The sequence below is a fragment of the Chryseobacterium sp. c4a genome, from assembly GCF_009900745.1.
GTDB lineage: Bacteria > Bacteroidota > Bacteroidia > Flavobacteriales > Weeksellaceae > Chryseobacterium.
Map to the genome: position 1 here is coordinate 41389 of NZ_WXVU01000006.1, position 24626 is coordinate 66014.

Annotated in this window: 20 protein-coding genes; 8 read left to right on the forward strand and 12 right to left on the reverse strand. The window is 35.5% G+C overall.

Going from position 1 to position 24626, the window contains the following annotated elements:
- Positions 1-61: 61 nt before the first annotated feature.
- Positions 62-1981, reverse strand: coding sequence for a threonine--tRNA ligase (gene thrS / locus GTR01_RS10070; protein WP_160137713.1), 1920 nt, complete (start codon positions 1979-1981; stop codon positions 62-64).
- A 92-nt stretch (positions 1982-2073) separates the two neighbouring features.
- On the opposite strand from thrS, the gene GTR01_RS10075 reads away from it, so the two are divergent.
- On the forward strand, positions 2074-3258 hold the full coding sequence (locus GTR01_RS10075; protein WP_160137714.1) for a DUF4932 domain-containing protein: 1185 nt from the start codon (positions 2074-2076) through the stop codon (positions 3256-3258).
- Positions 3259-3283: 25 nt separating this feature from the next.
- Complete coding sequence (locus tag GTR01_RS10080) at positions 3284-4258, forward strand: dipeptidase (protein WP_160137715.1); 975 nt, start codon at positions 3284-3286, stop codon at positions 4256-4258.
- A 154-nt stretch (positions 4259-4412) separates the two neighbouring features.
- Here the strand turns inward: GTR01_RS10080 and GTR01_RS10085 are convergent, their stop codons facing one another.
- The gene (locus tag GTR01_RS10085; RefSeq protein WP_160137716.1) at positions 4413-5957 is read right to left on the reverse strand and encodes a hypothetical protein; all 1545 of its coding nucleotides are present in this window, start codon (positions 5955-5957) and stop codon (positions 4413-4415) included.
- A 149-nt stretch (positions 5958-6106) separates the two neighbouring features.
- Here GTR01_RS10085 and GTR01_RS10090 point away from each other — a divergent pair, with 149 nt between their 5' ends.
- From GTR01_RS10090 to leuB, 4 genes are read left to right on the forward strand one after another with little or no spacing between them, the layout of a single operon-like run.
- Positions 6107-7270, forward strand: a complete 1164-nt coding sequence (locus tag GTR01_RS10090; protein ID WP_160137717.1) for a 2-isopropylmalate synthase — start codon at positions 6107-6109, stop codon at positions 7268-7270.
- Positions 7271-7300: 30 nt separating this feature from the next.
- A complete protein-coding gene (gene leuC, locus GTR01_RS10095; RefSeq protein ID WP_160137718.1) occupies positions 7301-8689 on the forward strand; it encodes a 3-isopropylmalate dehydratase large subunit in 1389 nt (462 codons plus the stop codon).
- A gap of 8 nt (positions 8690-8697) precedes the next feature.
- Entirely contained in the window at positions 8698-9306 is a 609-nt protein-coding gene (gene leuD, locus GTR01_RS10100; RefSeq protein ID WP_160137719.1) for a 3-isopropylmalate dehydratase small subunit, read from the forward strand.
- Positions 9287-10411: a 3-isopropylmalate dehydrogenase gene (gene leuB, locus GTR01_RS10105; protein ID WP_160137720.1), complete on the forward strand. Its 1125-nt coding sequence runs from the start codon at positions 9287-9289 to the stop codon at positions 10409-10411. Before leuD ends, leuB begins: the two co-directional genes overlap by 20 nt.
- 113 nt (positions 10412-10524) lie before the next feature.
- On the opposite strand, the gene GTR01_RS10110 is transcribed toward leuB, so the two are convergent.
- The 10 genes from GTR01_RS10110 to GTR01_RS10155 all read right to left on the reverse strand — a co-directional run bounded on the left by GTR01_RS10110 (position 10525) and on the right by GTR01_RS10155 (position 21483).
- The gene (locus GTR01_RS10110) at positions 10525-10710 is read right to left on the reverse strand and encodes a hypothetical protein (RefSeq protein ID WP_160137721.1); all 186 of its coding nucleotides are present in this window, start codon (positions 10708-10710) and stop codon (positions 10525-10527) included.
- A 14-nt stretch (positions 10711-10724) separates the two neighbouring features.
- Entirely contained in the window at positions 10725-11330 is a 606-nt protein-coding gene (locus GTR01_RS10115) for a DUF4230 domain-containing protein (protein ID WP_160137722.1), read from the reverse strand.
- A gap of 2 nt (positions 11331-11332) precedes the next feature.
- Entirely contained in the window at positions 11333-11896 is a 564-nt protein-coding gene (locus GTR01_RS10120; protein ID WP_160137723.1) for a TlpA family protein disulfide reductase, read from the reverse strand.
- A gap of 3 nt (positions 11897-11899) precedes the next feature.
- The gene (locus GTR01_RS10125; protein ID WP_045496588.1) at positions 11900-12367 is read right to left on the reverse strand and encodes a nucleoside triphosphate pyrophosphohydrolase family protein; all 468 of its coding nucleotides are present in this window, start codon (positions 12365-12367) and stop codon (positions 11900-11902) included.
- 265 nt (positions 12368-12632) lie between these two features.
- Positions 12633-13052 carry a hypothetical protein gene (locus GTR01_RS10130; protein ID WP_160137724.1) on the reverse strand — a complete coding sequence of 140 codons (420 nt, stop codon included), beginning with the start codon at positions 13050-13052 and terminating at the stop codon, positions 12633-12635.
- A gap of 14 nt (positions 13053-13066) precedes the next feature.
- Positions 13067-13780, reverse strand: a complete 714-nt coding sequence (locus tag GTR01_RS10135) for a glycohydrolase toxin TNT-related protein (protein ID WP_160137725.1) — start codon at positions 13778-13780, stop codon at positions 13067-13069.
- A gap of 507 nt (positions 13781-14287) precedes the next feature.
- The gene (locus tag GTR01_RS10140; RefSeq protein WP_160137726.1) at positions 14288-16516 is read right to left on the reverse strand and encodes a reprolysin-like metallopeptidase; all 2229 of its coding nucleotides are present in this window, start codon (positions 16514-16516) and stop codon (positions 14288-14290) included.
- 175 nt (positions 16517-16691) lie between these two features.
- Complete coding sequence (locus tag GTR01_RS10145; RefSeq protein ID WP_160137727.1) at positions 16692-19625, reverse strand: reprolysin-like metallopeptidase; 2934 nt, start codon at positions 19623-19625, stop codon at positions 16692-16694.
- A gap of 203 nt (positions 19626-19828) precedes the next feature.
- Entirely contained in the window at positions 19829-20326 is a 498-nt protein-coding gene (locus GTR01_RS10150; RefSeq protein ID WP_160137728.1) for a DinB family protein, read from the reverse strand.
- Positions 20327-20343: 17 nt separating this feature from the next.
- The gene (locus tag GTR01_RS10155) at positions 20344-21483 is read right to left on the reverse strand and encodes an acyl-CoA dehydrogenase family protein (protein ID WP_160137729.1); all 1140 of its coding nucleotides are present in this window, start codon (positions 21481-21483) and stop codon (positions 20344-20346) included.
- Between the two features lie 192 nt (positions 21484-21675).
- Here GTR01_RS10155 and GTR01_RS10160 point away from each other — a divergent pair, with 192 nt between their 5' ends.
- Positions 21676-23604 carry an endonuclease gene (locus GTR01_RS10160; protein WP_160137730.1) on the forward strand — a complete coding sequence of 643 codons (1929 nt, stop codon included), beginning with the start codon at positions 21676-21678 and terminating at the stop codon, positions 23602-23604.
- A 416-nt stretch (positions 23605-24020) separates the two neighbouring features.
- Positions 24021-24626: a SatD family protein gene (locus tag GTR01_RS10165; protein ID WP_160137731.1), complete on the forward strand. Its 606-nt coding sequence runs from the start codon at positions 24021-24023 to the stop codon at positions 24624-24626.

A 24626-nucleotide genomic window follows, 5' to 3' on the forward strand; every position in this document is an offset into this window, starting at 1 on the left:
TTTATTGAGTTAAAGTATTGAGAGCTTACTTATTAATCTCTCAATACTTTAATTTTTTTTATTAAACTGCTGCCTCTTTTTTGAAGTAAGCTGCAAAATCTTCAAGATTCATGACTCCAAGATCTCCTTCTCCACGTCTTCTTACAGAAATAGTCCCTTCTTTCTCTTCATTTTCTCCTACTACAAGCATGAAAGGAATCTTCTTTAATTCAGCATCACGGATTTTTTTACCCGTTTTCTCGTTTCTGTCATCAATCTGACCGCTAATATCGTGATTTTCCAAAAATTGTGAAACTTTTTTTGCATAATCTACATACTTTTCACTAATTGGAAGAATGATAAACTGATCAGGGCTTAACCATAATGGGAAATCTCCGGCAGTATTCTCCAATAAGATCGCGATAAAACGCTCCATTGAACCGAAAGGTGCTCTGTGGATCATTACCGGTCTGTGTTTCTCATTATCATTTCCGATATAGTGAAGATCAAATCTTTCCGGTAAGTTATAATCTACCTGGATCGTTCCAAGCTGCCATTTTCTTCCTAATGCATCTTTCACCATGAAGTCTAGCTTAGGTCCGTAGAATGCTGCTTCTCCATATTCTACTACTGTTTTTAAGCCTTTCTTCTGAGCTGCATTGATGATCGCGCTTTCCGCTTTCTCCCAGTTTTCATCAGAACCAATATACTTTTGCTTGTTTTCAGGATCTCTTAATGATACCTGAGTTACAAAATCTTCAAACCCTAAAGATTTGAATACATAAAGCGTAAGGTCAATTACTTTTTCGAATTCTTCAGAAAGCTGATCCGGAGTACAGAAAAGGTGAGCATCATCCTGAGTAAATCCACGAACCCTTGTTAATCCGTGAAGTTCTCCACTTTGCTCATATCTGTATACCGTACCGAATTCCGCATATCTTTTTGGAAGATCTCTGTAGCTCCATTGTGAAGTTTTGTAAATTTCACAGTGGTGCGGACAGTTCATTGGCTTCAATAAGAATTCTTCTCCTTCATTTGGAGTTTTAATCGGTTGGAAGCTGTCTTCTCCATATTTATCCCAGTGTCCTGAAGTTACATACAATTCTTTTGCTCCAATGTGTGGAGACATTACAAATTCATAACCTCCTTTTTTCTGAGCATCAGAAAGGAAATTTTCCAATTTTCTTCTTAAAGCAGTTCCTTTTGGTAACCATAAAGGTAAACCAGCTCCTACTTTTTCAGAGAATGCAAAAATTCCAAGTTCTTTACCAAGTTTTCTGTGGTCTCTTCTTTTAGCTTCTTCTAATCTTTCAAGATATTCAGTAAGATCTTTCTGTTTAGGGAAAGAAATACCATATACTCTTGTCAACTGAGGATTTTTTTCATTTCCTCTCCAGTAAGCTCCTGCTGCATTTAAAATCTTAACCGCTTTTACAATTCCTGTGTTAGGAATATGTCCTCCACGACATAAATCGGTAAAGTTATCATGAGTTACAAAAGTGATTTCTCCATCATTAAGATTAGAGATCAATTCTACTTTGTAAGGATTGTCTGCGTATGTTTTTAAGGCATCTTCTTTGGAAACCGGATATAAAGAGAAAGTAGAACCTTTTTTAGCGTTCTCAAGAATTTTCTTCTCAATCTTCTCAAAATCCTTTTCAGATAAGCTTTCATCACCGAAGTCTACATCATAATAGAATCCGCTTTCAATAGCCGGCCCGATAGTCAATTTAGCATTAGGATAAAATTCAAGGATAGCCTGCGCCAAAAGGTGGGCAGAAGAATGCCAGAAAGCTTTCTTTCCAAGATCATCATTCCATGTCAAAAGTTGTACCGTAGAATCCGTGGTTATAGGCGTGGTCGTCTCTACTTGTTTGTCATTAACAATTGCGGAAATGGTATTTCTAGCCAATCCCTCGCTTATAGATTTTGCCACATCAAGGGGAGTAACTGCTCCCTCGAATTCTTTGACACTATTGTCTGGAAGTGTAATTTTTATCATTGTTTACTAAAAAATTTTAAGATGCAAAAATACGCATTTTTTACATAAAATACTATATTAGCACATATTTAGAATGATAATTAATATTATAGATGAAAAAGATATTCGTTGTTTTTGTTTCATTGGCTTCTACATTCACCTTTTCACAGAAAAAGACCTCTAAGTTTTCAGTAACTTATAATAAAAATGTAGAAACCTACTTTCTTGCGGAGATTCTTTCAGCAGAACACCGAAAAACCAATAAAGACTTTGAACTTTATAAAATAAAAGAATGTTCAGTATATCAACCTGTTGTAAAAAATGCTTTGGCTAAATACAATCATTTGAAAAATTCTGACATCGCTATTTTAACAGCAAAATTAAACGATGCTTTGATCGAAAAATTTGGTTCAGGAAATGATTTTTTGATGAAACCTCTGATGTATCATAAAGAATTTCCGGCAACTGGCTGGATCAATGAATATCAATTTCACAACAATAACCTAACCAAAGAACAGAACAAAGAAGCGACCGATTTAATTAGAAATTACCTTTCAGAACTCGCAAAATTCTACAAACAGGAAAATCTTGAACAGTTTTTTAAGGAAAATAAAGACTTTTACACAGGGGGAATAAACGAGTATAACAAACAAATTCCGGCTGGTTTTACTGATGCAATGGAACAGTTTTATGGTGAACATTTTAATCAATATACGATCCTTATCTCTCCCATAATGATGTGGCCCATTAACAATAATGAAGGAAGAGGAATTGCAGCGGATGTGGATTTAAAATCAGGAATAAAAAACATTTATGAGGTGGCAAGTCCATTTGTAAGAGTTGAAAAACAAGGTGAATTTGGCTATGATAATCAATTTCAGGCTCGATTTCTAAGCGTCCATGAATTTGGGCATTCTTTTGTGAATAAGGAAGTATACAAGCATAAAGATGTACTTGTAAAGTTCAAAGATATGTTTGAAAACTCAAAATTAAAAGAAGCGATGATCAAAACCGGAGGATATGGTGACTATCAGACTTGTGTGGCTGAGCATCTGGTGAGATTGGGGGAAATTCAGACCGCAAAACTTCAAAAAGATTTTGAAAGAGCAAAAAAACTGGAAGCCTATCACCTGAAGGAGAACTTTATTTTCCTTCCGCAGCTGGAAGAAAAGATTAAAGAATATAATTCGAACAGGAAAAAATACAAAACTTTCGGTGACTTTGTTCCACAATTGTTAGACGTTTTTGAAAATACAGATATTGAATCTATCAATAATATGTTGGCTCAAAACCAGTAATAAAAGCTATAAATTGCCCTCTACTATGAATACAATAAACATTGATCTACACTGTGATCTATTATATTATTTATTAAGATCAAATTCAACTCTTGATGATAAAGAAATAGGTTGTTCTTTACCTTATTTAAAAGAAGGAAATGTAAAACTCCAGGTGATGGCCATGTATGCTGGAACAGGAGCAAACAGTACTACAGAAGGTTTAGAACAAAGCAAAATATTTTCAAATCTAATTAAAAACGAAAACTTTTTCCTGTTTGACCCTAACAATTATAAAAATCCTGAGAATGAAAATCGGGTAGGAGTTATTGCTTCCATTGAAAATGCATCTGCTTTCTGTGATGAAAATGAATCGCTGGACTCCGGATTTAAAAAGTTGGAAACTATTATCGAAAATACACAAAGAGTACTTTATATTGGAATTACCCATCATTTAGAAAACCGTTTCGGAGGCGGAAATAATGCAACGGTAGGATTAAAAGAAGACGGGAAAATATTGATTGATTATATTGCAGGTCGTAAAATTGCCATAGATCTGGCACACACAAGTGATCAGCTGGCGTATGATATCTTCAATTATATTGATCAGAAGAATTATTCAATTCCTATCCTTGCAAGCCATTCCAATTACAGAACGATCTATAATAATAAAAGAAATCTTCCGGATGAATTAGCAAAAGAGGTTATTAACAGAAAAGGTGTTATTGGGTTAAACTTCATCAAGGATTATGTAGATCTTGAAAACCCTGAAAGGCTCTATGAACATATTCAATACGGGCTTGATCTGGGAGGTGAAGACAACATTGCCTATGGTGCCGATTATTTTTACTGGAAAGATCATCCGGACATCTCACGTCATCCGTTTTTCTTTGAAGAGCATTCCAATGCATCAGTTTATCCGGCTATCAATAAGGAAATTGAAAAAAGATTCTCTACAGAACTTGTAGAAAAGATCAGCCATAAGAACGTCTTAAACTTTATAGAGGCTATTTATCAATAGATTATTCTTAATTTTAAATCCGTATAACATTCTATGTATCCTTTAATTTGTAAACTTAATTTCTTTTTACAAACTAAAGGGCACATAGCTTTTTGTTACAAAATTTTAAATATACGTCACAGATTTTACAGGAAATTGGCAAGAGTAGTATATTCTAGCTTTTTCTTTTGTACCTCACTTTTCTTTTGATAATCTCAATGACATCCACATTCTGAACTTTAGATTGGATCCATCCATGAATGTCTATATAAAATAAAGATCTTCTGTAATATTCATTTTCAGAGAACTCTTCAAGCTTTTTATCAAACGTTTCAAATGCTTTTTGTCGCTGATCCGGCAACTGATTATTTACATTTTTAAAAAACTGAATGCTTTCAAAGTGAAATTCTTCAGGCTTTTTCATCTTTTTAGCGAATTTTAGCGTAGAAGCAATGAACTCATCATAGTCTTCATCATTTCCGGATTCATATTTGGACATTAAAATCAGTATCCTTGTATGGAATAACAAATCCTCCTGCACATTACCCTTTGATTCGATAACCCGCATAGAATATTCTATTGCCTTTTTATACATTTTACTTCCGAAAAACATAGCCGCCATTTTAAGGTAAAGGATCATAAAGTGGTGTTCATCAATTCTTTCCCTAAGCTTTTCCATTTTTAATTCGATTTCCGGAATAAGCTTTGTACCTGTGAAAAATTCCCCTTTTACGAAATGAATATTCATCAAGGTATTGTAATGGGTAAGGAAAATAAGAGACTGTAAATTCTCATTCTGAGCAAAGTTCTCAGCATTAACTCTACTATTGAATTCCTCAAAATTTTCTTCCAGAATATCAATATTTCCGTATAGAAACAAGATCTTTAAGAGGTAAGTATTCCCTTTAATATACCAAACCGGATGACTGAAAATCATTTCCGGATTTTTATGAAATAAGTCTACCCATTGATAAGCATATTTCAGCGTATATTTATAATCCTGTAACAACTGATTTTTCCAAACATGGGCTTTAAAATACCATAGTTTTTCGGTAAAATTCAGTTTGTCAAATCGTATATTTTTAATCTGAGCATTGAAAACCTCCAAAACTTCTTCACGGTCTGCATCATTTTTTACATACCCATGAGTAAGCATTTCACTATATAATTTCAATGAAAGATTGGATAATTTTGTGGTATATCGGTTTTGTTTACTTAATTCCTGGGACTGTCTGATAAGTTCTTCAGCACGGCCTTCAATACTTCTTGTAATGAATTGAGATTCAATTACTTTTTCAAGATCTATTACCTCGGAAGCAATACTTTTTTCGTCTAATTCCAGTGCAGATTGTTTGGTTTTATCCAGTATTTTCAGGGCTTGTTTGTAAAGTCCTTTTTGATATAGAATATTTGCAAAATCCAATTGTTCCCTAAGTTGAATCCGGTAGTTCTGATGGCTTGGGTTCATTCGAAGACTCACCAGAATTTGTTTGTAAAGGTGGGCTTTAAGATTAGAAAGCTGTTGCTTCGTAGATATTTTTTTTTCAATAATGATGCTTTCATCATATTCCTTCATTTTATCCATTTCGGAAAAAAGAAGCAAAAATTTGGCATCTACATTAATTCCGAGACGGTTAACATACAATTTAAACTGTCGTTTTTCGGAAGTGGTCAATGACTTTACCAGTACGAACAAGAAATCTTTCTGCAATTCTGCCATTGTAAATTTTTAAAATTTAAATAATTAAATATCAATGATATACACTTAATTCTTCAACAGTTGAATATTGTAATTTTCTGGAAAAATGAAAATGAAAAAATATAGCAAGCTGTAGTTTTGAGCCAAAATTAAGTAAAAAACTTTTATTTATGAACTCTGAAAAAATTGAAATTTTTGATACCACGTTGCGCGATGGAGAACAGGTTCCTGGATGTAAATTGAATACAAAACAGAAACTGATTATTGCTGAAAAGCTTGATGAACTGGGAGTTGATATCATTGAAGCAGGATTCCCGATTTCTAGTCCGGGAGATTTTGAATCCGTTGCTGAAATTTCAAAACTCGTAAGAAATGCAAAAGTTTGCGGATTGACCAGAGCCAACAAAAAAGATATTGATACGGCTGCCGAAGCTTTGAGATATGCGAAAAAACCTAGAATACATACAGGGATCGGAACTTCTGATTCTCATATCAAATACAAGTTTAACTCAACAAGAGAAAATATTATTGAACGTGCTGCAGAGGCTGTGAGATATGCAAAAAGCTATGTGGAGGATGTAGAATTTTATGCAGAAGATGCCGGAAGAACCGATAATGCTTATCTGGCTCAGGTGTGTGAAGCGGTCATTAAAGCAGGAGCTACTGTTCTGAATATTCCCGATACTACGGGATATTGTTTGCCGGAAGAATACGGGCAAAAAATCAAATATCTGAGAGAAAATGTAAAGGGAATTGAAAAAGCAGTTCTATCATGCCATTGTCACAATGATTTAGGTTTAGCCACGGCAAATTCTATTTCCGGAGCGATTAATGGGGCACGTCAAATTGAATGTACAATCAATGGATTAGGAGAAAGAGCGGGAAATACAGCCTTGGAAGAAGTCGTAATGATTCTGAAACAACACAAGCATTTGAATCTGTATACAGATGTTAATTCCAGGATGTTAAATGAAATGAGCAATATGGTTTCTGATCTGATGGGAATGTCTGTACAGCCTAACAAAGCCATTGTAGGAGCAAATGCTTTTGCACACAGCTCAGGAATTCACCAGGATGGAGTGATCAAAAACAGAGAAACGTATGAGATCATTGACCCGGCAGAAGTTGGGGTGAATGCATCTTCCATCATTCTTACTGCAAGAAGCGGACGCTCAGCATTGGCTTATCGTTTCAAACATATTGGACATGATGTTACCAAAGAAGAACTGGATTATCTATATCAGGAGTTCTTAAAAATAGCAGATCTAAAGAAGGAGATAGGAAATGAAGATCTTGCTATGATCATGGAAACATGCAGCAGAAAAATAGGATAAGGTTTGATTTAATTCAAGATAAAAGTAAAAATGAACAACGATAAAAAGACACTTTTTGATAAAGTTTGGGATGCGCATGTGGTAGATTCCGTTCCGGATGGGCCACAGATTATCTATATTGATAAACACCTGATCCATGAAGTAACCAGTCCTCAGGCTTTTGCAGAGCTTGAGTCCAGAAATCTGGAAATATTCAGACCGGAACAGATTGTAGCTACGGCCGATCATAATGTTCCGACACTTCATCAGGAAGAACCTATTCGTGATGAATTATCAAGAAACCAGGTTCAGCAGCTGACGGAAAACTGTCAGAAAAATAATATTGAATTATTCGGATTAGGACATCAGTATCAGGGGATTGTACATATTATAGCTCCTGAACTAGGAATAACACAGCCGGGAATGAGTATTGTTTGTGGAGACAGTCATACTTCAACGCATGGTGCATTTGGCAGCATTGCCTTTGGAATTGGAACCAGCCAAGTGGCTCAAGTATTCGCAAGTCAGTGTCTGTTGCTTAACAAACCTAAATCGATGAGAATTACCGTTAATGGTAAGCTTAACGAAAATGTTCAGTCTAAAGATGTTATTCTTTATATCATTTCAAAAATAGGAACTGATGGCGGAACAGGTTATTTCTGTGAATATGCTGGAAATGTATTCGAGGAAATGTCGATGGAAGGAAGAATGACAGTTTGCAATATGAGTATTGAAATGGGGGCTAGAGGAGGAATGATTGCACCAGATGAAACCACTTTTGAATACGTTAAAGGAAGAAAATTTACTCCAAAAGGAGAAGAATGGGAGGCGAAACTGTCGTACTGGAATACTCTTAAAACGGATGAAGGGGCTGTTTTTGATAAGGAGCTTAGCTTTGATGCAGCCGATATTTATCCCATGATTACTTATGGAACAAATCCGGGTATGGGAATTTCTATTCATGAAACCATTCCTGCACCTCAAAATGAATCTGAAGCAAAAGCTTTACAATATATGGGATTAGAAGCTGGACAAACACCATCCAGTATAAAAGTCAATTATGTATTTATAGGAAGCTGTACCAATGCCCGAATCGAAGATTTCCGTTCTGCTGCTCAGTATATTAAAGGAAAAAGTAAATCTGAAGCGGTAAAAGCATTGATTGTTCCTGGCTCTCAGCAGGTGGTAAAGCAGATCTATGAAGAAGGACTGGATAAGATCTTTAATGATGCAGGATTCCAGATTCGTCAACCCGGGTGTTCAGCTTGTCTGGCTATGAATGATGATAAAATTCCGGAAGGAGAATATTGCGTTTCCACTTCAAACAGGAATTTTGAGGGAAGACAGGGGCAAGGCTCAAGAACTATTCTGGCAAGCCCACTTACCGCAGCAAAGGCTGCCATAGAAGGTAGAATTTCCGCTTTTGAAAGTTTAAATTAAAACAGCACATGCAAAAATTAGTTATTATAAAATCCCGTGCAGTTCCATTGCCGGCAGAAAATATAGATACGGATCAGATTATTCCGGCAAGATTTTTAAAAAGTATCGATCGAAAAGGATTTGGAGAAAATCTGTTCAGAGACTGGAGATTTAATATTCATACCCATGAGCCTAATCCTGATTTTGTTTTGAATAATCCTAAATTCGAGGGTGAAATATTAGTAGCAGGAAATAATTTTGGATGTGGTAGCAGTCGTGAGCACGCTGCCTGGGCATTAACAGATTATGGGTTCAAAGTAATTGTTTCCAGTTATTTTGCTGATATTTTTAAAGGAAATGCTCTAAATAATGGTCTTCTTCCTGTAAAAGTTTCTGAAGAATTTTTAAAAGAGATTCTGGAAGGAATTAATGAAAATCCAAACAATGAAATTGCCATTGATGTTGAATTACAATCCATCAGTTTTAAAGATACCACTGAAACCTTTGAACTGGATTCTTATAAAAAAATATGCCTTTTGAACGGCTATGACGATATTGATTTTCTAATCAGCAAAAAACAGGCGATCACAGAATTTGAACTAAAAACACAGACAAAAAATGAGCAACAATTATTTTAAAATCGCAGTTCTTCCGGGAGATGGAATTGGCCCGGAAATTATTGGTGAAAGCATCAAAATATTAGATGTTATTGCGGAAGCTTTTCAGTACAAATTCCATTTTGACTATGGATTAATCGGGGCTGAAGCTATTTTTAAAACCGGAAATCCACTGCCTGAAGAAACTTTGACAATTTGTAGGGAATCAGATGCTGTACTTTTTGGCGCAATAGGGGATCCTGCATTTGATAATAACCCTGAAGCTAAGGTAAGACCAGAACAAGGTTTGCTGAAACTTCGTAAAGAATTAGGACTATTTGCCAATATCCGCCCTTTAAAAACGTATGCTTCCTTAATTGAAAAAAGTCCACTTAAAAGAGAAATCATAGAAGGTGCTGATATTCAGATTTTCAGGGAATTGGTAAGTGGGATTTATTTTGGTGAAAAATTTACTGATCCGGAAGGCGAATATGCTTATGATATCTGCAAATACAGCAGAGAAGATATTCTTCCTATTGCTCACATGGCATTTCAGGAAGCTCAGAAAAGAAATAAAAAATTGACCTTAATAGACAAAGCCAACGTACTGGATACTTCCAGATTATGGCGAAAAATTTGTCAGGAAATCGCTTTAGAATATCCGGATGTACAACTTGATTACATGTTTGTAGATAATGCTGCGATGCAGTTGATCCTGAATCCAAAACAGTTTGATGTAATTTTAACAGAGAATATGTTTGGAGATATTATTTCTGATGAAGCCAGTGTAATCGGAGGTTCTATCGGGTTGCTTCCTTCTGCGTCAGTAGGAGAGAAGAATGCTTTATTTGAGCCTATTCATGGTTCATATCCGCAAGCAAAAGGAAAAGGAATCGCGAATCCTATAGCCTCTATTTTGAGTGTGGCCATGATGTTGGATCATCTTGGATTGGAACCTGCGGCCAACAAACTGAGACAATCTGTAGAACACGCTATTGAAAACAAATACGTCACAATAGATCTTAATACCAAGCAGTATTATTCTACAAGTGAAGTAGGAAGCTTTATTGCAGATCATATTAGATATTCTGAAAAATCATATTACAATTTTGAAAATGTAAAAATTGGAAAATCTACCATTGTATAAGTATATTATAGTTCACTTAGATAGATAGTTAGTAGAAAGGTTCGGTCTCAAAGAGACCGAACCTTTCGTTTTTTTATTTCTGAAGTATTGTAATGAGTGTTTAATAACTCATTTTAATCTTTTGTATTATCCGTTTTTCCTGATTTATTTTTGGAAGCTTTTTGAATGTCTTCTTTATCAATATCAGGGGGATTAACCTTTTTTGATGAAGCAGGAATATTCTGGAAATCCTGATTTTGCTTTTGGTTTTCTGCTGCATTAGCAGATTCCTTTTTCTTATTATTTCCTTTTGAGTCCATTGCCTGAATTATTTTTAGAGTCCAAGAATACCGATCTTTCCGGTCTTATCTTCTATAGTATAATTCAAAGCCTTTGCCAAAACAAAAATATTATCAAGGTTTTCCATTAATTGCTTACGTCCTTCAGATCTCAATTGGTTCTGATTAATAGATTTAACCGCTGTTTCCTTAGCTTTTGCTGTTACATTTTTAATGTCCTTCTCAGAAATTCTATTAAAAAAAGAATCATCCATCGATTGGATTTCAACACTAGGAATGATTTTTATCTCTGCATCGGGAAGCTCTGTGATCACCAGTTTTTTATTGATGGAATCCACTTCAATCTTCATTTTATTCAGGTCGTAAGAAACCTGAGCATTGGTTTTCGTAAAGGTAATTATACTGTTACTTGAAACTTCTTTACCCATAAACTCATAGCCCATTTTGGTTTTCTGCATACTAGAACTGTTCTGTTCTATCACCACCATCTTATTCATTTTGGAGATCTGGTTGGTCAGAATATAATAATCTGACTTTTCCGTTTTTTTTCCAAGATTCAGACAGGATTTAAGTCCAAAAAACAGAAGTACCATAACGCCGGCACCTGCTGCAAACGATAAAATTGTCTTATAATTTCTCAAATCTATTTAAAAATTTCTTTAATTACAGATGAGTCATTCTTTTTCAGAATTTCAGCTAAATCTCTTTCAATATAACCACTGGTAGGCATTTCTACGATTCTTCCTACTTCTTTCCCGTATCTTTTCAGGATGATAGTAGGAACTTTCTGGATGTTGTAAAGAGATTCATCTCCGGAAGGAGATTCTTTTTTGCGGTTAACAGCTATAATACTCAGTTTACTTTCAGGAAAACTTACTTCTTCCAATATTTTCATCAATCTTGGAAAATCTCTGTGGCTATCTTCACACCAAGTTCCCATAAAAACGATGATATCATAAGAACCCAGTCTTTCTTTTCTCAGTTCACTGATTGCTTTTTGATCCAGAGCATATTCATCATGTTCCTTTACATACCAATCGGCATAAGGTGCTTTTGAAAATTGCTCTTTTAGCTGATGACCAAGAAGCATTTTACCATCTTTTTCGGTGGTAACTTCACGGTTAACTACTACTTTTTGAGCACTAAGCTGCTGAGTAGCTAAAAATAAACTTGAAGCGGCAACAATATTTGTAATAAATTTTTTCATATTTTATTTCTCAATAATTGACTTCAGATCAGCAGGAGAATAATATTTGTTTTTTAATACTTTGTGGTCTGCTTTTCTGTAAACATTGAACTTTTCACCAGATTTCTCATAAAAAGATTCTACGTCCTTTTCTTTATAGAATTCAACGGTTTCGTTAGCTTGTTCTTCGTTATCGCATGCTTTTGACATATTGGAACGTTGAACTTCGTTGAATAGCTCTACAAATTTGTTGCCAAGACCAAATTCCAGCACTGCACCACTTAAAACATATTGTAAATCACAAAGAGCATCTGCTATTTCCACAATATTATTGTCTGCAATAGCTTGCTTTAGTTCATTAAGTTCTTCCTGTAGAAGTTCTACTCTAAGGTTACATCTTTCCGGAGAAGGGATTTGTGGGGTATCTAGAATAGGGGCTTTGAAAGTAGTATGGAATTCTGCTACTTGGTTCAAACTATCAATTTTATCCATGAAATTTTTTATTTATCACAAAGATAGAAAACGATTTGCTAATGGTGAAATGTAGAATGTAAAATAACCTTCATTAAATTGTGGTTGGTTGATACTGTCTGCTTTAAAAACTACAGCAGGGATCAATTTTTTACAAAATACTTTTTAAAAATCTAAATTTGAGGCTTACAATCTAAATTAGCAAGTCCTGTAAGTGTTTATATAAAAACCACAACTCTGAAGCTGTGGTTTTAGTTTAAAATCTATTGATTGTATTTAATTTCAATTACTCGACTTCCTGATATTCCCAGATTCCTGAAATATTCAATATTTCTAAGCTTGGCTGCTTTTCTCCATAGCTAAATATGCAAATATATTTCGTATTACAGGATGTACAGTTTGTTCCGAAGTATAAAGTAGGCAGATCATTTACGGTTAAGGTTCCATAATGCTGCATTCTCTGCGAAGTTTCACTAATCATTTGATTCTTTAATAACTCGAATCTTGATAGTACTTTGTCTTCATTATAGATTTGAAGAATTGGAAATCCCGACTGATACGGGGATATTTGAACTGTATTTTCATGACCGCATTCACAGCAGGTAAATCTTGCAGTTGCAGGCGGAAGTGTTTCGTCATTGATAAATCTGTCTTTCTGAAGTAAAGCTTTTCTACCAATGCTTATCTTTTTTGATATTGAATACATCTTAGTTTAATTGATTATTGGATAACGGTTCCTACAAGGTTATTGTATTTTCCGCTTGGACTTTTCTTAATGGTAACTTTTATATATCCTTCTTCTGCTAATTTATTCCATGTTTTTGGAAAACCGGTATTAATATCGATAGGAATTTTCCACATAGCTTGCTTTCCGTTTCCGGTTTGGCCGAACCAAGGAATAATATCTGCCGTTTGAGACTTGAAAGGAAGCGAATTAAGAACATCAATCTCATAATAGAAGTCGTATTTGTTCTCAGGCTGATTTAAAGCTCTTTCAGTGAAAGTATACACATAACCATTGATAATCGGACTGGTAAAGTTTCCTCCTAACGTTGGTGTTCCTGTACCATTATACCCTCCAACAGCACCACTGTATCGGTCGTATTTTTGTCCGGCTTGTATTGCAACATCATCTACAATATTATATCCACCGTTTGCCGGCGGCCAGCCACTATTCAGATTATTAGCCTGAAAAAGAGCTTCCAGTTCTTTCCATTTTCCCACCTTGTAGAGATCAAATGCCTGATTTCTGATGGCCTGACTTACTTTATTGTCAGGGTCATAGCTGGTAGCAAAATCATCAGCACTCTTGTAAAATACGATTTTTACTGGGTTGGGCTGGATAATGATTTCTTCTTCTCTGTCATCGGAGCTACAGGCCATAGAAAAAGATGCAATGGCCAGGAAAAAGATGTACTTAAATAAATGTTTCATATAAAAAAATTAAATTATGTAAACTTAAATAGGTATTATCAGGGTGCAGGCCAATAGCAATGCTTATATAGAATAGAGTATCCTTTACAATCGTATAGATATGTTTTCTTTATCAAAGAATATTTGATTTTAATCGTCTTTTCAAGTAGAGAAAAAAGGAATCAAAAGAATAAAATGATCCATCACAAGAAAAGCTATTGAAAGCCTCCTTTAAATACAAACTGGTAACGGTACCGATATTGCACGATAAATTTAAGTTAAAAAAATGAATTTATAGTATATTTTAAACATATATGGTTTATTATGGTAACTATATCTTGGTTTTAATGGTTTTATAGTTGTTTTTGTTTAGTATAAATGATTATTACTATTTTTTATTTAAATCTTAAAAGTGTTAGTAAATGGAGATTTTAATTGCCACAAAATTATAGTTCTTATTACCTCTATATAAAAATAAGCTACTTCAAAAATGAGGTAGCTTATTATATTTGAAATGCTATTTATAGGTTATTTCTTAATGAACATTTTTGAAAATTTATCAATCTGAATCACATAATTTCCTTTGATCAGATTGTTTACATTTACTGTTCCGTTTTGGAGATTGCCTTCAATTACTAGTTTTCCGGACATATCATAGATCTTATACCTTTCTGATTTTGTATTGGAAAGTGTTAAGATATCCTTTACCGGGTTAGGGAATAATTTAATTTCTTTTGAACCTGCTATTTGGGTCTCTGCTGTAGATAACTGGTTAGCAGTTACCGATATATTGGTATTATTCACATCAAAGAAAATATGATTACTTCCTTTAACCATGATTCTTCCTGAAGTAGTGGCAACATTAGGAATAACCACAGCTTCTGATCCATCGTTAGGAGTTCCTTCCAGTAGAGTAGTCCAGGTTTCTCCATTATCCGTTGACCAAAGAATATCTACATTGGCAGCATTGATATTGTTGGAAGTTGTTCCTGCTACATTCCATGTTACTGTTTGTGAGCTTCCGCCCGCATAAGATACCGCATTATTTTGTGAAGTAACAATAAAAGGCCCAGCAAAAGCATTGACTGAAATTTTTACATCTGCAGAATTATTTCCTGCACCTCCCAATCTATTATCTCTAACGGTAAACCTGAAGTTTAGATCTCTTTCAACAGTTGATAATGCTTCTACATTAATTGCTGTTCCCATCGTTTCTGTAGCTCCTGCTAGAATAGTAGCCATTTTAGGGAAATATCTAACTGGAGAGGTTGTAGGTGTCCATGATCTGAAGGTTGGCCCAGCGGTTTTTGTACGTGTAGCAGCAGAATTACTCCCTGTTTGTGAAGAGGTTCCGTCATCTATTTGTTCCCAAATATACGTCAGGGAATCTCCATCGGCATCTGTTCCTGATCCTGTCAGTACAAATGGAGTACTTTTAGGGATGGTATAATTACCTCCCGCACTGGCTGTAGGAATCGAGTTTCCTGTAGGGGTATTTACAGAACAGGTTTTAGACTTAATATTATTTGTAATCTGTTCAATAGTGCGTGCATGAAAAAACGGATCTGAATGCCTCTGCACATCATAAGGTGTAATTCCGGCATACCCCATGATAGTAGATCCTGAACCTGGTTCTACAGGCTGTAACCCATCCTGTGTGGTATATGAGAATGTATGGTTTCCTCCAAACTGATGTCCCATTTCATGAGCTACAAAATCAATATCAAAAGTATCACCAGATGGAATATCATTGGATGGTGCTGTATATCCGCTTCCTTTATAGTTTCGAGGAGAAAGTCCTAAATTACCATATGTAGACATATCATCACTGCATATACAGCCAATACATCCGGCATCACCGCCTCCTCCTGTAGCACCAAATAAATGCCCGATATCAAAATTTGCATTTCCAATCGTAGAGCTTAATGTGTTCATTAATTCCATATTCCATCTTCCCATTTTTATAGACGGAGAAAAAGGATCGTTGTTGGGATCTGTATAAATAATAGCATCATTATTGGGAATCAAAACCATTCTTGCTGCAAAATCATTTTCAAAAATACCATTAACGCGTGTTAAGGTATTATTCATTGCAGCTAATGCATCAGCTTTAGAACCTCCGAAATATTGTGCATATTCTCCTGTGCAGGATAATGCCAACCTGAATGTTCTTAATACGGCATCATTAGCATTTTTGGTAGTGATAACGTTAGAAGTACCTTTTTGTGCAGATTCCAGAACTTTGCATTCAAAATTATTCAGGTCGCTTTTTTTATCTGATTTTTTATAAACAGCATATTTGGAAAGGTCTTTAGTGTAAGGTTCAATAAAAACGGCCGATTTATCCCCATAAATTTCCATAGAAGATAGACCTAATGAAGAAATACTAAAATATACCGTTGAAGATTGATCTTCCAGTCCCTGACCGATATATGATTTAATATCTGGATACTTAACAGCTAACTCAGGGTCAAAGTTAGAATTTTCTGTTACTCTGAACCGCTCCATTTCTCCTGATGAATTAGGTAAGGAAATGATAACCTGAGATTTTTCTGTTGCTCTTTTGGGGGTTCTTGCCAACGCATTTTTTAAACCATTAAGATCCAAATGAAAAATTCTTGGATTCTTGATATTTTTCATATTCTCATGAAGTGAAGTAGAGTTCTCCTGAGATCTTCTTGACCATAAACGATCTGTTTGCGCAGAAGAAACGCCAGATAATACCAGCATCCCCATCATTAATAATTGTTTTTTCATGTTGCCGTGAATTTTTTTGTCTGGATCAAAATTAATGAAAAATATCAGCAATTAATTATTCTTTTTTAGAATAATTAAAAATAAAGATTTAAAAATATATAACCCTCTGAATATAAATAAATAAAAAAACTGCCCATTTACAGGGCAGTTTCACATCGTTTAAATTTTTTGGTGATTAGTTTTTAACAAATCGTTTTGAGATTTCTCCAATTTGGATCATATAAGCTCCTTTGATAAGGTTACTTACATTAACTGAGCCTCTTTGGATCTTTCCTGCGTCAACAACTTTTCCACTCATATCGAAGATTTTATAGTCTTCAGATGTTGTATTGGAGATATACATGATATCTTTTACCGGGTTAGGGTATAACTTAATATCTGTAATAAGATCTTTCGTATTAGAAAGGTCCCCTCTTCCTGAAGAAACTATGTTTACGGTATAGTCTTCAACTTGTCCATAAGTGTACGCTTCACAAGATGAAGTAGGAATTGTGCTATATTTCATCATTACTCTCATTCTTGTAGAACCAGCAGCTGCTGTTGATGGGATAGTAACGGATCCTGTAACCGGGCTTGTTGTAGAGCCTGCCTTAGACCAAACTAGCTCACCACTGTCTGCAAAGCTTCCGTTTCCGTTATAGTCAATATACACAGCGTAAGCCTCATTGTACTTCGTAGAAGTCCAGGTAGGAGTAATAGAAAGGGTATAAGTACTTCCTTTTGTTACATTAGTAGAAACAGAAGTAAAGTCTTCATAACCAGCTGTTCCTGTTGAAGTGTTATTAATTGTTCCAAATGATACATTGCCAATTCTCTCATCAGCAGTATTAGATGCAGAAGAAGAACAGTAAGTAACATTTCCACCTCCTGCAAGGGTAGTTACATTCACTGTATTACTTGATGGTGAAGCATTACCGGCAGCATCTTTTGCTTTTACAGATAAGCTGTAAGTAGTAGATGGCGTTAAACCTGTTACTGTGTAAGTAGTAGATGCTGTTGAGCCAATTAATGAAGCTCCCATATATAAATCATATCCTGTAACTCCTACGTTATCTGTAGCGCCAGACCATGAAAGATTGGTGCTCGTAGAAGTAGTTCCTGAAGCAGCAAGGGTAGGTGCAGTAGGTGCAACTGTATCAGGTGTTCCGGATCCTGCATTTACAGAAATGTTAGCATTGTTTACATCAAAGAAAATATGATTGGAACCTTTTACCATAATTCTTCCTGTAGTTGTAGAAACATTAGGAATTGTTACTGCTTGTGAACCATCATTAGGTGTTGCTGATAATAGAATAGTCCAGGTATTTCCGCTGTCTGTAGACCAAAGAATATCTACATTTGCCGTATTTACTCCATTGGCAGTAGTTCCTGCTACATCCCAGGTTACAGTTTGTGAGCTTCCGCCTGTATAAGTAGTTGCTGAATTCTGAGAAGTGACAGCAAATGGCCCTGCAGTACTATTTACTGTAATAACCGCGTCGTCCGAATTGTTCCCTGAACCTCCGGCTCTGTTATCACGAACAGTAAATCTGAAGTTTAATGTTCTTGCTACAGAAGAAAGTGCTTCTACTGTAATTTCGGAACCTGCAGTAGTGGTAGCTCCAGCTAGAATAGAAGCCATTCTAGGGAAGTATCTTGTAGGTATGGTTGTAGGTGTCCATGATCTGAAATTAGGCCCTGAAGCTTTTGTAGCACTTGCCGCAGAACTTGCTCCTGTTTGTGAAGAAGAAGCATTATCCATTTGTTCCCAGATGTAAGTTAAAGAATCACCATCTGCATCAGTACCACTTCCGGTAAGTACAAATGGAGTTCCTTTTGGAATTGTATAATCTAAACCTGCGTTAGCTGTTGGAATAGTATTTCCTGTGTTGGTATTTACCGAACAGGTTTTAGCTTTAATATTATTGGTAATCTGTTGAATGCTTATGGCATGGAAAAACGCATCAGAATGAGGCTGAACATCCTGGCTGGTAATTCCGGCATATCCCATAATTGTTGATCCTGAACCTGGTTCCATGTTAGCTCCGGTACCTTCGTTATTCATAGAGAAAGTATGGTTTCCTCCGAACTGATGTCCCATTTCATGAGCTACATAATCGATGTCGAAATTATCTCCCGACGGAATGGCATCTGCAGGAGAAGTATAACCGCTTCCTTTTGAGCCATTGGTACAGATACAGCCAATACAGCCTGCGTTTCCACCACCACCGGTAGCTCCGAATAAGTGACCGATATCGTAATTAGCTTCTCCAATAATAGAAGTCAGTGTGCTCTGTAATTGGGAATTCCAGCTGCTCATTCCGGATGCTGCAGAATATGGATCTGTAGAAGCGTTGGTGTAAATAACGGCATCATTGTTAGGGATTAGTACCATTCTCGCTGCAAAATCTTTTTCAAAAACACCGTTTACACGAGTCATTGTATTGTTCATGGCTGCCAAAGCCTGAGCTTTTGTTCCGCCAAAATAAGCAGTGTATTCTCCTGTACAAGATAATGCTAATCTGAATGTTCTTAGTTTGGCATCATCAGCATTAGGTCTTGCTGCGAGGCCTGCGTTGGATGTTCCTTTTTTAGCAACATCAATTACTGTACATTCAAACTTATTAAGATCATCTTTTTTGTCAGATTTTTTGTAAACAACATATGTAGAAAGATCTTTAGCATAAGGTTCAATGAATACTGCAGACTTGTCACCGTAAATTTCCATGGACGATAATCCTAGAGGAGAAACACTGAAGTACACCGTTGAATTAGGGTCTTCAAGTCCCTGGCCAATATAGGATTTGATATCCGGATATTTTGCTGCCAGTTCAGGAGTGAAGTTGGAATTTTCTTTTACTTTAAAGTTTTCCATTTTGCCATCAGAATTCGGGAAGGAAATGATGATTTCTGATTTTTCGCCAGCTGCCAATCTCTTTGGGGCCTTAGCCAGAGCATTTTTCAAACCATTAATATTCAGGCTGAATAATTTTGGATTTCGGATCCCAGATTTGTTTTCAAAAGGTTCTGAAGATGATTTTGAAAACTCTTGAGACCAAAGGCGGTCAGTCTGTGCAAAGGAAACTCCAGTAATAAGAAGCATCCCAAGTAGGGTTAATTGTCTTTTCATATTAAATATTTGTTTTTATTATGGTAAATCGAAATTAATAAAAATTATATTACGAAAAACAAAAATTTTTAAGAAAATTTTAGAATATCCATTTAATATATTATGTAATACATTAGATATATCTTAAATGACAATGTCTCAAAATGAAAAAATGACATACGCAAACCACGTATGTCATTCATTTTTATTAAAATAATTATCGATTATCTCATGTCATCAGCAGTTGGACCATAAAGTCCTGGAACTTTATTTCCGGTTGATCTTAAATAAACCACCAGTTCACCTCTGTGATGGTATAAATGATTATAAAGAAAACCTCTTACTACCTGAACTCTTGGGGAAGCAGGAAAAATAGCATGGCCATTGATTTCCATTTTCCATTCATTGAAATAAGTATTTTCATCAGACTCTTCCAAAACTTTTTGTGCTCTCGCTACATTTTCTTCAAATTTCGCTACAATATTTTCGGCTCTAGAAATATCACCTTTATCGTACTGGTATTTTCCCATGTCAAAGACATCCTGATTAAAGGTAGGATCGTACCAATTATACACTTCAGCAATATGAGAGGCTAGCTGACCGGTTGTCCAGTTTTTTTCAGATGGTTTCCAGTCTAAAGCGCTATCAGGAATTGCTTTTAAGATTTTTCTGGTGTTTTCTGCTTCATGCAAAAACTCACCTAAAAGAGCCTGTTTAATCATTTGTATGAGGGTTAAAGTTATTTTGTAATATCTCTTCCGATCACCAGTCTCTGGATTTCAGAAGTTCCTTCACCAATAGTACAAAGTTTAGAATCTCTGTAGAATTTCTCAGCAGGGAAGTCCTTTGTATATCCGTATCCTCCGAAGATCTGAACCGCATTGTTGGCAATTCTTACACAAGCTTCAGAAGCATATAATTTTGCCATTGCTCCTTCTTTGGTCATTTTTTGCTTAGCATTTTTCAATGTTGCAGCTCTTTGAATCAATAATTCTGCAGCATCAATTTCAGTAGCCATATCAGCAAGCATGAAGTTGATCGCCTGGAATTCAGAGATTGATTTTCCAAACTGATGTCTTTCTTTAGCATATTTTAAAGCAGCCTTGTAAGCACCTCTTGCTGTTCCTAGACTTAATGCAGCAATAGAAATTCTACCTCCGTCAAGGATTTTCATCGCTTGTTTGAAGCCTTCACCTACTTCTCCTAAACGGTGAGAATCCGGTACACGTACATTATCGAAAATCAATTCTGCAGTTTCAGAAGCACGCATTCCTAATTTATTTTCCTTTTTACCTGAAGTAAATCCAGGCATTCCTTTTTCTAAAACAAAAGCTGTTGAGTTATTTTTAGCACCTTTTTCACCTGTTCTGGTCATTACTACTGCAATGTCCCCTGAAATAGCGTGAGTAATAAAGTTTTTAGCTCCGCTAATGATCCACTCATCACCGTCTTTTACAGCAGTAGTAGACATCCCTCCTGAATCCGAACCCGTGTTGTGTTCAGTTAATCCCCAAGCTCCGATTACTTTTCCGGAAGCTAACTGAGGCAGCCATTTATGTCTCTGTTCTTCATTTCCAAACTCGTAAATATGATTGGTACAAAGAGAATTATGTGCTGCTACAGAAAGACCAATAGACGGGTCTACCTGAGAAATTTCATCAAGGATAGTAACATATTCGTGATAGCCTAAACCGGAACCTCCGTATTGCTCAGGAACTACAATTCCCATAAAGCCCATTTCTCCTAATTGGTGGAATAAGTCTTTTGGAAAAGTCTGGCTCTCATCCCACTCCATAATATTCGGTCGGATATTCTTCTCTGCAAATTCTCTAGCTGTCTCCGCTATCATTTTGATGTTGTCAATTGTCTCTGTATTCATATTGATAATAGTTAGTTCCCAAAGATAACCAAATTGACGGAATGCTAAAAAAAATTATCACATCCATAATATATATCATGTCAATATTTTAATTTCCAATTTTTTATATTTTAAGAATTAATGTATTCTTAATAAAATATTCAAAGTTTTACATATTTTATTTTACTAATTTAGTCGCCCAATTTTTAAGGCATGAAAAAAATTCTACTTCCTATTATTTTGATTTCCACATATATTTCTGCACAAATTCCTGCAGGATATTATGACGGAACAGAGGGACTCACAGGCTATGCCCTGAAAACTAAGATTCATGATATTATTTCTCAGAAAAATATCAGCTGGAATTATGATGGGCTTCAACTCTTCTATAAACAAACCGATCTGGATAAATATTATGATCATGATGCCAGTAATACAGAATATTTGCTGGATATTTATTCCGAAATTCCTACCGGAGCCGATGCTTATGAATATGTCATCACTCAGTTAGGCGGAGGAAGTGCTGAAGGTTCCGGATATAATAAGGAACATATGATGCCGCAGAGTACATTTACCACTATTTGGTACGAAGCAAATAAGAAGAAGACTATTAGTGATTATCCTATGTTTTCAGATTTGAATTTCATTATACCTGCTGATGCCAGAATCAATCAATTAAGAAACAATTATCCTTACGGTATAGCAGGTACTACTAATTATTATACTTTTACTAATACTTCGAAAATATCTAAGGCGGCCATTCCTAATTACCCTTATGTAGGAAGAGTGTATGAACCTATTGATGAATTTAAAGGAGATGTTGCGAGATCTTTATTGTATTTTGTTGTAAGATATGAAGGTAAATTAGGTTCGTTTAATACGGCATACAGTACATCTGCAAATATAAACCCTACAACAGATCAGTGTCCGCTTGACGGAACGGAAGAAAGAGCGATTGATCTTCCTTATGTTGAAATGCTGAAACAATGGAGTACTGCAGATCCGGTTTCACAAAGGGAAATTGACAGGAATAATGCAATATATGCAATACAAAATAATAGGAACCCATTTATTGATCACCCGGAGTGGGTGAATATGATCTGGTCAGAAACTCCAGACGCTATAGCACCTTCGGCACCGGGATCATTAACTTCAACTCAACAGAATGCCTATTTTGTTAATTTGAACTGGACAGCTTCACCGGAATCAGATGTTTTAGGTTACAGAATTTATATGAATGGTGGAGCTACTCCTATTGCAACGACTAAAGGCACATCTATAAGTATAGATCACTTAGATCCGTCTACTACCTATACTTTTACGGTAAAAGCTTATGATAAAGGTTATCTTGAGTCTCCATTCAGCAATACAGTAACAGCTTCTACTGTTGCTTCAGACTCCTATGCTAAGGATCTTATCATTACAAAGTATATTTCAGGAACCAATAATCTGATTGTAAGTAATAATGCTCTCGAAATTACCAATAGAACGGGACATGAGGTGAATCTTAATAGTTATAGAATCAATATTCTGCTTAAGAATTCCCAAGGTAACTATTATCGTGCTGATACTTATGAACTGGAAGGAAAAGTAAGTAATAACGAAACTTTCGTTATTTTGAATCCTAAATCAACATTATCATGTTACAGCAACAGCCAGGCAAAATTTGTAACGGCTTCAGATCCTATGACTTTTCAAGGAGATAATTATGTGGAACTTGCCTATAACCAATTTGTTACCGTGGATGCTATCGGAACAAAATACGTAGCTAACACCAATGGGAATGTTTCTTTATATAGAAAGAGCTCAATCTATCAGCCCAATAGCACATTTAGTATCGGGGAATGGGATTCTTATCCATCTAACTATTGTCAAAACTTAGGAACGTTATCTACAAATGAGCTTATTGCAGCCAAGGATAAAAAATTAGGGATCTATCCAAATCCTGTATATGATCGTCTTTTTGTAAATGGGGAAATTGAAAAGATCAAAACAGCACAGATCATTGATTTCTCAGGAAAAGTGATCCTCACAGAGAAAGATCCGTTCAGAAACAAGAAAGATATTTCTGTACAGGGAATTCCTACGGGAACTTATATTTTAAGACTGGATGAGTATACTCAACAGTTTATAAAAAAATAGTAAAAAAGGACATAACTCATATTTTAATGATAGCCAACCTAACAGGTTTCAAAAACCTGTTAGGTTTATTTTTTTAGAGATCATCGTCTTTAACCTAATAGGGTTTAAGGGTATTAGCCCTGATAGGAGCGGTTACCCCACAGCAAGCAGCGGGATCGGAAGGGGCGAGGAGTATGAGCGGATAGCAGGAAACAGCTTCTGAAATAAAAAACAGTAAAAAAGTTGAGTTAATATTCAAATTCTCATGAAAATTTTCAATTTATTTTGTCTTTTTCTAATTTTTTAATTTTGCTTAAAGCGTTAAAAACCTTATGGTTACTATATAATCGATATAAGCAGATTCGCTAATAATCAATATCTATAAGTGTTTGTGCTTATATTTTTTATTTATAAGTAATTATGCTTATATTTGCAGTATGATAGCGGTCATTACTGGTGATATTATAAATTCACAGCATGCGGACACTGAAGTTTGGATTACCAAGCTTAAAAATCTTCTCGAAACCTGGGGAAGCGCTCCCGGCACATGGGAAATCTACAGGGGAGATGAGTTTCAGTTTAAATGTAGTATAGACTCTGTTTTTTGGCATTTTCTAGCCATAAAATCCCTTATTAAAAGCCAGGAAAACCTGGATGTAAGAATGGCTATAGGCATTGGTGAAGAAAGCTTTTCTTCTGAAAAGATCACCGAATCCAATGGTACGGCTTATGTACATTCCGGAAGACTTCTGAATGATCTGAAGAATGATGGGCACACTGTTGCAATTAAAACGTCCAGCGATTCAGTAGACAGGGATCTTAATATTTTATTGAAATGGTCGTCCAAAGATTTTGATAACTGGACGATGGCAACCTCAGAAATTATTCATGAGATGATCATGAATCAGGATATTACTCAGGAGGATCTTGCGAAAAGATTTGCTATATCACAGTCTTCTATCAGCCAGAGACTGAAACGAGCCAACTATGAGCTCATCGTGGAAACCAATCAGTATTTCAGAAAGAAAATCTCAGAACTATAG

Coding starts and splice junctions, on each gene's coding strand:
- thrS (WP_160137713.1), bottom strand. CDS start 1,981: ATGATAAAAATTACACTTCCAGACAATAGTGTCAAAGAATTCGAGGGA.
- GTR01_RS10075 (WP_160137714.1), top strand. CDS start 2,074: ATGAAAAAGATATTCGTTGTTTTTGTTTCATTGGCTTCTACATTCACC.
- GTR01_RS10080 (WP_160137715.1), top strand. CDS start 3,284: ATGAATACAATAAACATTGATCTACACTGTGATCTATTATATTATTTA.
- GTR01_RS10085 (WP_160137716.1), bottom strand. CDS start 5,957: ATGGCAGAATTGCAGAAAGATTTCTTGTTCGTACTGGTAAAGTCATTG.
- GTR01_RS10090 (WP_160137717.1), top strand. CDS start 6,107: ATGAACTCTGAAAAAATTGAAATTTTTGATACCACGTTGCGCGATGGA.
- leuC (WP_160137718.1), top strand. CDS start 7,301: ATGAACAACGATAAAAAGACACTTTTTGATAAAGTTTGGGATGCGCAT.
- leuD (WP_160137719.1), top strand. CDS start 8,698: ATGCAAAAATTAGTTATTATAAAATCCCGTGCAGTTCCATTGCCGGCA.
- leuB (WP_160137720.1), top strand. CDS start 9,287: ATGAGCAACAATTATTTTAAAATCGCAGTTCTTCCGGGAGATGGAATT.
- GTR01_RS10110 (WP_160137721.1), bottom strand. CDS start 10,710: ATGGACTCAAAAGGAAATAATAAGAAAAAGGAATCTGCTAATGCAGCA.
- GTR01_RS10120 (WP_160137723.1), bottom strand. CDS start 11,896: ATGAAAAAATTTATTACAAATATTGTTGCCGCTTCAAGTTTATTTTTA.
- GTR01_RS10125 (WP_045496588.1), bottom strand. CDS start 12,367: ATGGATAAAATTGATAGTTTGAACCAAGTAGCAGAATTCCATACTACT.
- GTR01_RS10130 (WP_160137724.1), bottom strand. CDS start 13,052: ATGTATTCAATATCAAAAAAGATAAGCATTGGTAGAAAAGCTTTACTT.
- GTR01_RS10135 (WP_160137725.1), bottom strand. CDS start 13,780: ATGAAACATTTATTTAAGTACATCTTTTTCCTGGCCATTGCATCTTTT.
- GTR01_RS10140 (WP_160137726.1), bottom strand. CDS start 16,516: ATGAAAAAACAATTATTAATGATGGGGATGCTGGTATTATCTGGCGTT.
- GTR01_RS10145 (WP_160137727.1), bottom strand. CDS start 19,625: ATGAAAAGACAATTAACCCTACTTGGGATGCTTCTTATTACTGGAGTT.
- GTR01_RS10150 (WP_160137728.1), bottom strand. CDS start 20,326: ATGATTAAACAGGCTCTTTTAGGTGAGTTTTTGCATGAAGCAGAAAAC.
- GTR01_RS10155 (WP_160137729.1), bottom strand. CDS start 21,483: ATGAATACAGAGACAATTGACAACATCAAAATGATAGCGGAGACAGCT.
- GTR01_RS10160 (WP_160137730.1), top strand. CDS start 21,676: ATGAAAAAAATTCTACTTCCTATTATTTTGATTTCCACATATATTTCT.
- GTR01_RS10165 (WP_160137731.1), top strand. CDS start 24,021: ATGATAGCGGTCATTACTGGTGATATTATAAATTCACAGCATGCGGAC.